This is a genomic window from Pontibacterium sp., from assembly GCF_041587635.1.
Classification (GTDB): domain Bacteria; phylum Pseudomonadota; class Gammaproteobacteria; order Pseudomonadales; family Balneatricaceae; genus Pontibacterium.
On record NZ_JBFGYC010000615.1, the window covers coordinates 1 to 2,260 of the forward strand.

Sequence of the window (2,260 nt, forward strand, 5' to 3'; positions counted from 1 at the left end):
AGAACGCCGCCTTCCTGCATTTCGTAATAGAAGTCGTTACCCTCGCGGGTACGCTCACCGACACCGGCGAAGACCGAGTAGCCGGAGTGCTCGATAGCGATGTTGCGGATCAACTCCATCATATTGACGGTTTTGCCAACCCCCGCGCCGCCAAACAGGCCAACCTTACCGCCCTTGGCGAAAGGACACAGCAAGTCGATAACTTTGATGCCGGTTTCCAGCAGTTCGGTACCGCCCGATTGCTCTTCATAGGTGGGCGCTTTACGGTGAATAGGCATTCTTTCCTGTTCGCCGATTTCGCCACACTCATCAATTGGGTTACCCAGTACGTCCATAATACGACCCAGGGTCGCAGTACCAACAGGTACAGAAACTGGCGCACCAGTGTTTGCAACGTCCAGACCGCGGCTTACGCCTTCAGTCTGACCCATTGCGATAGCACGTACGACACCGTCACCCAGCTGCTGCTGAACTTCCAGTGTCAGGCCGGTTTTATCGACGGTCAATGCGTCGTAAACCTTCGGCACGTTGTCACGTGGGAATTCCACGTCAACTACTGCACCGATAATCTGAACAATAGTTCCGCTACTCATGTTCGGATCCTCTTAACTTTTAAACCTGTTGACTGCTTATACAGCAGCAGCACCACCAACGATCTCAGAAATTTCCTGAGTGATCGCAGCCTGACGAGCTTTGTTGTAGACCATCTGAAGTTCATCAATCAGATTGCCTGCGTTGTCAGTTGCGTTCTTCATCGCCAGCATACGGGCTGCCTGTTCACAGGCGTTATTCTCAACCACCGCCTGGTACACCAGAGACTCGATATAACGAACCAGCAAGCCGTTTAACAGCTCTTTTGCATCTGGCTCGTAGATGTAATCCCAGTGATGGTTAAGACGCTCATCGTCGTCTTCTGCCTTCAAAGGCAGCACCTGTTCGACGTTTGGCTTCTGTGTCATTGTGTTAACGAATTCGTTAGACACAATGAACAGCTTGTCCAGCTTGCCTTCTTCATAGCTATCGAGCATCACTTTTACGGCCCCGATCAGATCACCAACTTCTGGTTGGTCACCCATCTGGGTTTTTGCCGCAACAACGTTGCCACCATAGCTTTTAAAGAATGCAACAGCTTTGGAGCCCAGTGCACAGACATCGATTTCGACGTTCTGGTCATGGAACTCTTTCATGCTGGATACAGCTGCTTTAAAAGCGTTTACGTTCAAACCACCACATAGGCCACGGTCGGTTGTTACTACAATAAAACCAACGCGTTTAGTCTCACGCTCCTGCAGGTACAAATGTTTGTACTCAGGGTTCGACTTAGCCAGGTGCTGAATTACACCACGGATACTCCGGGCATAGGGACGGGACGACTGCATGCGATCCTGAGCCTTACGCATTTTAGACGCAGCAACCATTTCCATGGCGCTGGTAATCTTACGCGTACTACCGATGCTCGCAATTTGCGTCTTAATCTCTTTTCCGACTGCCATAGTTCCGCCTTCTTAACCTTAACTTAGTGGCTGGTCTGCGCTGCGAAGCAGCCCAGACCACCTACTCAAATTGAGTACTTACCAAGTTTGGGTAGACTTGAACTTCTCGATACCAGCCTTGAACTGCGCAGCGATTTCATCGTTGTAACCGCCGTTTTCGTTGATCTTGCCCATCAGGTCAGCGTATTCGCTGTTGAAGAAGGAGATCAGCGCAGATTCAAAGTCCAGAATCTTGTTCAGGTCCACATCGCCCAGGTAACCTTCGTTGGCAGCGTACAGGCTCAGACCCATGTCAGCGACTGACATTGGAGAGTACTGTTTCTGTTTCATCAACTCAGTTACAGCCTGGCCATGCTCAAGCTGAGCACGGGTAGCATCGTCAAGGTCAGAAGCGAACTGTGCGAACGCTGCCAATTCACGATACTGAGCCAGGGCCAGACGTACACCACCACCCAGTTTCTTGATGATCTTAGTCTGAGCTGCACCACCTACACGGGATACAGACAGACCAGCGTTGATCGCCGGACGAACACCTGCGTTAAACAGGTCTGCTTCCAGGAAGATCTGACCATCAGTGATGGAGATAACGTTGGTTGGTACGAATGCAGACACGTCACCACCCTGAGTTTCGATCACTGGCAGTGCAGTCAAGGAACCAGTCTGGCCCTTAACTTCACCGTTGGTGAACTTCTCAACGTAGTCAGCGTTAACGCGCGCAGCACGTTCCAGCAGACGGGAGTGCAAGTCGAATACGTCACCAGGGTATG

General features: G+C 51.1%; 1 protein-coding gene and 2 pseudogenes. All 3 read right to left on the bottom strand.

The genetic code is table 11. From position 1 onward, the window contains the following. A pseudogene (locus ABYW01_RS19820) lies at positions 1-593 on the bottom strand (F0F1 ATP synthase subunit beta); the annotation flags it as partial. A 36-nt stretch (positions 594-629) separates the two neighbouring features. Beyond that, positions 630-1,493, bottom strand: a complete 864-nt coding sequence (gene atpG, locus ABYW01_RS19825; protein ID WP_372836130.1) for a F0F1 ATP synthase subunit gamma — start codon at positions 1,491-1,493, stop codon at positions 630-632. Between the two features lie 78 nt (positions 1,494-1,571). Further along, positions 1,572-2,260, bottom strand: a pseudogene (locus tag ABYW01_RS19830) (F0F1 ATP synthase subunit alpha); the annotation flags it as partial.

Excerpts from the sequence above, each read along its gene's own strand:
- atpG (WP_372836130.1), bottom strand. The coding sequence starts at position 1,493 with ATGGCAGTCGGAAAAGAGATTAAGACGCAAATTGCGAGCATCGGTAGT.